This is a genomic window from Polycyclovorans algicola TG408, from assembly GCF_000711245.1.
GTDB classification, from domain to species: domain Bacteria; phylum Pseudomonadota; class Gammaproteobacteria; order Nevskiales; family Nevskiaceae; genus Polycyclovorans; species Polycyclovorans algicola.
The window spans coordinates 3,646,698-3,653,213 of record NZ_JOMH01000001.1 but is presented as its reverse complement, the minus strand read 5'-3'; the positions used below and the strand labels follow the sequence as shown (position 1 = coordinate 3,653,213).

Here is a 6,516-nt window from a genome sequence, read left to right as displayed (position 1 = left end):
GACGTGCTCTGGGTCGAGGCTGAGGCTGATGCGTTGAAGACCCTGGGAGGCCGGCGGTCGCGGCAAGGACGAAACCGACACACTCGATGCAGTCGATGACGTGCAACTGGTCGAGTGCGTGGTGCTGCCCGACGGTCGCATTAACGGCCAGACTGCCAGCAGCCTGAATCTGCGTTGGCGTTACGGCATCAACCTGCTGGCGGTGTCGCGGCAGGGGCAGTCGATGAAAACGCGCCTGTCACGGGTCAAGATCACGGCCGGTGACGTGCTGATTGTCGAGGGTGAACGCGAATCGCTGGGCGAGGTGCTGTCGGTGCTCGGCTGCTTGCCGCTGGCCGACCGTGACCTGCGCATCGGCAACGACCGCCGCGTCTGGGCCGGGGTGGGCCTGTTCGGCACGGCAATCGCGATGTCGGCGTTCGGCTGGGTGCCGATCCACATCAGCTTTGTCGCCTGCGTGCTGGTGATGGCGGGCGTCAGCATGATCTCGGCGCGTGATGCTTACCGCGCCATCGACTGGCCCATCATTCTCCTGCTCGGCGCGATGATTCCGGTCGGCACCGCGCTGGAAACCAGTGGCGGCCGAACTCATCGCCAACACGCTGGGCGGCTGGCGGGCGATGCCGCCGGTGTGGGCTGGTCGCCGTGCTGGTCATCACCATGACCCTGTACATCAACAACGGCCGCGGCCGTGTTGATGTGTCCCATCGCAGCCGGGGTGGCCAAGACCTTGGAGGTGTCGACCGACCCGTTCCTGATGGCCGTGGCCATCGGCGCGTCGTGCGCCTTCCTGACCCCGGTCGGTCACCAGTCCAACACCCTGGTGATGGGGCCGGGGGGCTACCGATTTCGCGATTACTGGCCGCTGGCTTGCCGTTGCAGGCACTGGTCGGCGGGTGGCGATCGTTGATGATTCTGTTGATCTGGCCGCTCTGACGCCCCCCATGGAAACCATCCTGATCGCTGCTGCACTGGGGCTGTTCGTTGGCCTGGTGATGGGGCTCACCGGGGCGGGCGGCACGTTGTTGGCGCTACCGCTGCTGATGGCCGTGCTCGGCCTGTCCTTGCCGAGGCGGTGCCGGTGTCGTTGCTGGCCGTGGCCATCGGCGCCACTGTGGGCGCGTGGCGTGGCTTTCGCGAATCGCTGCTGCGTTACCGCGCGGCATCGCTGATCGCGGCGGTGGGCCTGCTGTTGTCGCCACTGGGGCTGTGGTTGGGCGCCCGCGCCCCGCATGACGTGCTGGCGCTGCTGTTCGCCGGGGTGCTGGTGCTTTCGGGCGGCCGCCAATTGTGGAGGCTGCGCAAGGGCTCGACGGCGCTGCCGGAGTCGATGCAACTGCCGCCGCTGTGTCCGATTCACCCGGACACCGGGCGCTTTCGCTGGACCCCGCGCACCGCCGTGATCATGAGCGGCATTGGCGGCGTTGCCGGGCTGCTGTCGGGGCTGCTGGGGGTGGGCGGCGGTTTCATCGTGCTGCCGGCGCTGATGCGCGTGTCGCGACTGAGCTTCTCGGCCTGTGTGGCGACCACGTTGATGGTGCTGGCCGTGGTCTCCAGCGGCACGCTGGGCATGGCGCTGCTGAGCGGGCGCTCGCTGCTGTGGCCCATCGCGGTGCCGTTTGCGCTGCTGCTGGTGGTCGGGCTGCTGTTGGGCCAGCGGCTGGGCCAGCGCTGGGCCCGCACCGCGTGCAGGCGGCCTTTGCGCTGCTGGTGCTGGGTGTGGCCGGCATGTTGATTCACGACGCGCTGTCGTGACGTGACGCAGGGTCGTCACGTCCGGCCCTGGCCGGGCCGCGCTGTCGATTGACGGGCAGCCGCACGTCCCTGCGATTTGGGGGTGCGCGCCAGCACCCAAACCTCGATGTGGCGGGCGCCGGCCGCGCGCACCGCCTGGGCCAGTTCATGAACCGTCGCGCCGGTGGTCATGACATCGTCGACTAGGGCGACATGGCGGTCGCGCAGGTCCAGTCGCACGTCGAAGGCGCCGCGCACCGCACGCCGTCGGGCGCGGGCGTCCAGTCCCACCTGGTGCACGCGGGCGCCGCTGTGACCGATGTTGTGTAGTTGCACCGGGACCTTGAGCCGTCGCCCGACGTGACGGGCGATGACCGCCGCCTGGTTGTAGCCGCGCCACCACAGCCGCCAGCGGTGCAGCGGCACCGGCAGGATCAGGTCGGGGAGTGGGGCGGGGTGATCGCGCCGCCGGTCGGCGAGCGCGTCGCAGAGCCAGCGTGCATCGGCGAGTAGCCGGTTGAACTTGAGTTGCTGGATCAATTGATCAATCGGTGGCGCATAGACGAACGGCGCCAAACTCATGTCCATGGGCGGTGGCGCGCCCAGGCAGTCAGCGCAAATATCATCGGTGGCGCCGGGTAGCGCGCAACGCGGGCAGGCGAGGTCATTCCAGGGCAAATCGGCACGGCAGCCCTCGCAAACCGGTCCACCGCGGGCCGGTTCGCCGCAGAAGCGGCAGTGCCAGTTGTCAACCCAGTTCATGGTCTCAAGTTGACAAGTTCGACTGTTTGGGTAGCGTGTGCGTCATCTTTCCCCTCCGGTATTGCCATGACCCTGCGTCACGATTGGACCCGCCAAGAAGTCCAAGCCCTGTTTGACCTGCCGTTCAACGATCTGCTGTTTCAAGCCCACACCCTCCATCGGGCGCATTTCGACGTCAATGCGGTGCAGCGCTCGCAACTGTTGTCAATCAAGACCGGCGCCTGCCCGGAAGACTGCGCGTACTGCCCGCAGTCGATTCGTTACGAGACCGGCCTGAAAAAAGACCCACTGATGGAGGTGCAGGCCGTGGTCGATGCCGCGCGCGAAGCCAAGGCCGAAGGTGCGACGCGCTTTTGCATGGGCGCGGCGTGGCGCTCGCCCAAAGATCGTGATCTCGACAAGGTCGAGGCCATGGTGCGCGACGTGAAGGCGCTTGGCATGGAAACCTGCATGACCCTGGGCATGCTCAAGGCGCATCAGGCACAGCGGCTGGCCGATGCGGGGCTGGACTATTACAACCACAACCTCGACACCAGCCCGGAGTTCTACGGCGAGATCATCACCACCCGCACCTACGACGACCGCCTGGAAACCCTGGGTCACGTGCGCGAGGCCGGGGTGAAAGTCTGCTGCGGCGGCATTGTCGGCATGGGCGAGGGCGAGACTGACCGCGCCGAACTGCTGCGCCAGCTGGCGATCATGAATCCGCACCCCGAGTCGGTGCCCATCAACAATCTGGTGCAGGTCGCCGGCACACCGCTGGCGGGTGGCGATGCGCTGCACCCCATCGAGTTTGTCCGCACCATCGCGGTGGCGCGCATTCTCATGCCGACGTCGTACGTGCGGTTGTCGGCCGGGCGCACCGACATGACCGACGAGATGCAGGCGCTGTGCTTCTTCGCTGGGGCCAACTCGATGTTCTACGGCGAAAAGCTGCTCACCACGACCAACCCGCAAAACGCCCGCGACGAAGCCCTGATGGCGCGACTCGGCATTCGCCCCGAAGGCGGTGCGCCGGGGCAGGTACACACGCCGCCTGTGGCCTGCGTCCAGGCCGAAGCGGCGAGCGCCGACGCCTGTGCCTGATGCCGGTCTGGATGCCCGGCTGGCGCCCAGACTCGCGCAACTACGGGCGCGGGACCGCTATCGCACGCGACGGGTGATTGACGGTGGCCACGGTATTCATGCCGTGGTCGACGGTCGGCGGCTGGTCAATTTCTGCAGCAACGATTACTTGGGTCTGGCCACTCACCCGCAGGTGCGCGCCGCGGCGCAGGCTGCGCTGAGTGACGGCTGCGGCAGCACCGCCTCGCCGCTGCTCGGCGGCCACAACCGCCATCACCGCGCCCTGGAAGACGCATTGGCCGAAGCCACGGGCTACCCGCGCGCGCTGCTGTTCACCTCGGGTTGGGCGGCGAATATGGGCGTGCTGCGCGCGTTGCTGGGCCGCGACGACCTGCTGATTGCCGATGAACTCAACCATGCGTCGCTGATCGACGGCGGCCGCCTCAGCGGCGCGCGCTATCGGCGCGTGGCGCACGGCGATTTGGCCGGCTTTGCCGCCGCGCTGGACGCCGCCGACCGGCAGGTGCAGCGCATGGTCGTCACCGACAGCGTGTTCAGCATGGACGGCGATCTGGCGCCGCTCAGCGAACTGCGCGTGCTCACCCGCCGCGCTGGCGCCGACCTGATGGTCGATGACGCGCACGGCTTTGGTGTGCTCGGTACGCGCGGCGGCGGCATTGTCGAACACTTGGGCGAGGCGGTGCGGCCGGAGGTGTACGTCGCCACCCTGGGCAAGTCGCTGGGCAGCGCCGGGGCCTTTGTCGCGGGCAGCGAGACCTTGATCGAATATCTGATTCAGCGCGCCCGTTCTTGGGTGTTTTCCACCGCGCCGCCGCCGGCGCTGTCGGCCGCCGCGCTGGCCGCCTTGCGCATCGTCCAGGGCGACCCAGAGCGGCGCGCCCATCTGCATGCCTTGATTGCGCGTTTTCGGGCGGGCACCGCCGGCGCCGGGCTGGAGCTGATGCCGTCGACGACGCCCATCCAGCCGCTGCTGATCGGTGCCGACGCCGACGCGTTGGCGGTGAGCGCCAAGTTGATGGACGCGGGTTACTGGGTCGCGGCGATTCGCCCGCCGACCGTGCCCGAAGGCACGTCGCGGCTACGCATCACCCTCAGCGCCGCGCACACCGAGGCCGAGGTGGACGGGCTGGTTGCGGCGTTGGCCGGCGCCTATTCGGCCTGCGCTGCGTGAGTGCGCGCACCCTGTTCGTCACCGGCACCGACACCGGCGCTGGCAAGACCGTGGTCGCCAGCACCGTGCTGCGCCAGTTGGCGGCGGACGGTCGGCGGGCGGTGGGCTTCAAGCCGGTGGCCAGCGGCTGTGAGATGACACCCGATGGGCTGCGCAACGACGACGCGCAGGCCTTACTGGCGGCCGGTTCGGTGTCCTGCGACTACGCACGACTCAATCCTTACGCCTTCGCACCGGCCATCGCGCCGCATCTGGCGGCCGAGGCGGCCGGTACGCCCGTCGTCATCGGTACGCTCGACCGCGCCCATGCGTGGCTGGTGCAACAGGGCGACTGGGTGATTGTCGAGGGCGCTGGCGGCTGGGCGGTGCCGCTGAACGACGACATCAGTTTTGGCGGCTGGGTGGCGCAGCACAACTGGCCGGTGTTGCTGGTGGTGGGCATGCGACTGGGCTGCATCAACCACGCGATGCTCAGCGTCGAGGCGATCAGCCGTCGCGCGCGGCTGGTGGGCTGGGTCGCCAGCGGTCTTGCCGAGCGCATGGACGCGTACGACGCCAATCTGGCGTGCCTGAAAAAAATGATCGCCGCGCCGTTCTGGGGCGAAATCCCCCCCGGCGCGGCGGGCAAGGCGTCATTGGACCTGTCGGCCCTACAGCAACTGCAGGGCGAAGCCGGCGACGACGAGGGGCCGCCCTAAGCGATCTGCATCAGGGTGCGGGAAGGTCCTCGGGCTTTTGCGGTACGCGCTGCAGTTGTCCGGTGTCGTAGCCGAAGCCCGCCAGCCGTTCAAGCAGCTTGCGATAGGTGGCGTCGTCCATTCTCGGGGTGCGGCTGTAGACCCACGCGAGGTCACGGGACGGATGGCCGATCAGCGCCGTTTCGTAATCGTCGTCGACATACAGCAGCAGGAAGTCGGCGGTGAACGGCCAAATGAAACGCACCTTCCAACGGCCCGGCTGCGCGGGATCGGGAATCCACGCGACGCCTTCCTGTCGCTTGATCGGCGCGTCGAAGGTTTCGTCACGTGCGTAGAACAGGTCGTCAAAGCGGCCGTCGTCACGGGCCCGGTATTCCACGAAGGTGCCGACCTTGCCGCGCTCGGCGAAGTAGGGAATGTTGGCCATCACATACCAGCGGCCGAGAAAACGCTCGACGTCGACCTGATCGAACGTCGGCTGTGGTGCGCCGCGACTGGCGCAGCCGGACCCCAGCAGGACCAGCAGCAGCGGCAGCAGCAGCCATCGATGCAGGCGGTTCATGCGCGCAGCGCTGGCAGGGGCTCGCCGTCGGGCACGAACTGCAGCGCCAGGCCATTGTTGCAGTAGCGCAGGCCTGTGGGATGCGGGCCGTCTTCGAATACGTGCCCCTGATGACCGCCACAGCGTGCGCAGTGGTACTCGGTGCGCACCGCGAAGAGCAGCTTGCGGTCGGTGCGGGTGCCGATGGCGTCGGGCAGGACGTCAAAGAAGCTCGGCCAGCCAGTGCCACTCTCGAACTTCTGGGACTGGGTGAACAGGGGTTGGTAACAGGCGGCGCAGACGAAGGTGCCAGCACGCTTTTCGCCATTCAACGGGCTGCTGCCGGGGCGCTCAGTCGCTTCTTTGAACAAGACGTTCCAGGCGTCCGGGCTGAGCTTGTCCTGCCATGACGAAGCGGGCGGCCGCGATCCGGCGTCGCTGATTGGGGTATCGACCATAGGGGGTGCGTCCAATGTTTTTGAGGGTGTCGGCAGCCAAGGTCGCGCAGCGCCCAGGGGTTTGGC

Annotated in this window: 9 protein-coding genes; 6 read left to right on the top strand and 3 right to left on the bottom strand. The window is 67.8% G+C overall.

What is annotated here, in order from left to right; genetic code table 11:
• Window positions 1-100: 100 nt before the first annotated feature.
• The 3 genes from U741_RS18080 (at window position 101) to U741_RS18075 (ending at window position 1,735) form a co-directional block, all read left to right on the top strand.
• Window positions 101-664 (top strand): cation:proton antiporter regulatory subunit, encoded by a 564-nt coding sequence (locus tag U741_RS18080; RefSeq protein ID WP_052378948.1) that lies wholly within the window; start codon window positions 101-103, stop codon window positions 662-664.
• A 33-nt stretch (window positions 665-697) separates the two neighbouring features.
• The gene (locus U741_RS18765; protein WP_052378947.1) at window positions 698-910 is read left to right on the top strand and encodes a hypothetical protein; all 213 of its coding nucleotides are present in this window, start codon (window positions 698-700) and stop codon (window positions 908-910) included.
• A gap of 165 nt (window positions 911-1,075) precedes the next feature.
• On the top strand, window positions 1,076-1,735 hold the full coding sequence (locus U741_RS18075) for a TSUP family transporter (RefSeq protein WP_052378946.1): 660 nt from the start codon (window positions 1,076-1,078) through the stop codon (window positions 1,733-1,735).
• A gap of 35 nt (window positions 1,736-1,770) precedes the next feature.
• On the opposite strand, the gene U741_RS0117430 is transcribed toward U741_RS18075, so the two are convergent.
• Window positions 1,771-2,496 carry a ComFC family protein gene (locus U741_RS0117430; protein WP_052378339.1) on the bottom strand — a complete coding sequence of 242 codons (726 nt, stop codon included), beginning with the start codon at window positions 2,494-2,496 and terminating at the stop codon, window positions 1,771-1,773.
• A 66-nt stretch (window positions 2,497-2,562) separates the two neighbouring features.
• Between U741_RS0117430 and bioB the strand changes: the two genes are divergently transcribed.
• Genes bioB through bioD form a run of 3 tightly spaced genes read left to right on the top strand, consistent with a single transcriptional unit; the run spans window position 2,563 to window position 5,451 of the window.
• Window positions 2,563-3,582 (top strand): biotin synthase BioB, encoded by a 1,020-nt coding sequence (bioB, locus tag U741_RS0117425; protein ID WP_029888445.1) that lies wholly within the window; start codon window positions 2,563-2,565, stop codon window positions 3,580-3,582.
• The gene (gene bioF, locus U741_RS0117420) at window positions 3,575-4,753 is read left to right on the top strand and encodes an 8-amino-7-oxononanoate synthase (RefSeq protein ID WP_235199837.1); all 1,179 of its coding nucleotides are present in this window, start codon (window positions 3,575-3,577) and stop codon (window positions 4,751-4,753) included. Before bioB ends, bioF begins: the two co-directional genes overlap by 8 nt.
• Window positions 4,750-5,451 (top strand): dethiobiotin synthase, encoded by a 702-nt coding sequence (bioD, locus tag U741_RS0117415; protein ID WP_052378945.1) that lies wholly within the window; start codon window positions 4,750-4,752, stop codon window positions 5,449-5,451. Before bioF ends, bioD begins: the two co-directional genes overlap by 4 nt.
• Window positions 5,452-5,461: 10 nt before the next feature.
• Here bioD and U741_RS0117410 read toward each other — a convergent pair whose 3' ends face one another.
• Both U741_RS0117410 and msrB read right to left on the bottom strand, forming a co-directional pair.
• On the bottom strand, window positions 5,462-6,013 hold the full coding sequence (locus tag U741_RS0117410) for a lipocalin family protein (protein ID WP_029891722.1): 552 nt from the start codon (window positions 6,011-6,013) through the stop codon (window positions 5,462-5,464).
• Window positions 6,010-6,450 carry a peptide-methionine (R)-S-oxide reductase MsrB gene (msrB, locus tag U741_RS0117405; protein ID WP_084155001.1) on the bottom strand — a complete coding sequence of 147 codons (441 nt, stop codon included), beginning with the start codon at window positions 6,448-6,450 and terminating at the stop codon, window positions 6,010-6,012. The genes U741_RS0117410 and msrB overlap by 4 nt, the downstream gene beginning before the upstream one ends.
• Between the last annotated feature and the right edge of the window lie 66 nt (window positions 6,451-6,516).

Coding starts and splice junctions, on each gene's coding strand:
- U741_RS18765 (WP_052378947.1), top strand. CDS start 698: ATGTGTCCCATCGCAGCCGGGGTGGCCAAGACCTTGGAGGTGTCGACC.
- U741_RS0117430 (WP_052378339.1), bottom strand. CDS start 2,496: ATGAACTGGGTTGACAACTGGCACTGCCGCTTCTGCGGCGAACCGGCC.
- bioB (WP_029888445.1), top strand. CDS start 2,563: ATGACCCTGCGTCACGATTGGACCCGCCAAGAAGTCCAAGCCCTGTTT.
- U741_RS0117410 (WP_029891722.1), bottom strand. CDS start 6,013: ATGAACCGCCTGCATCGATGGCTGCTGCTGCCGCTGCTGCTGGTCCTG.
- msrB (WP_084155001.1), bottom strand. CDS start 6,450: ATGGTCGATACCCCAATCAGCGACGCCGGATCGCGGCCGCCCGCTTCG.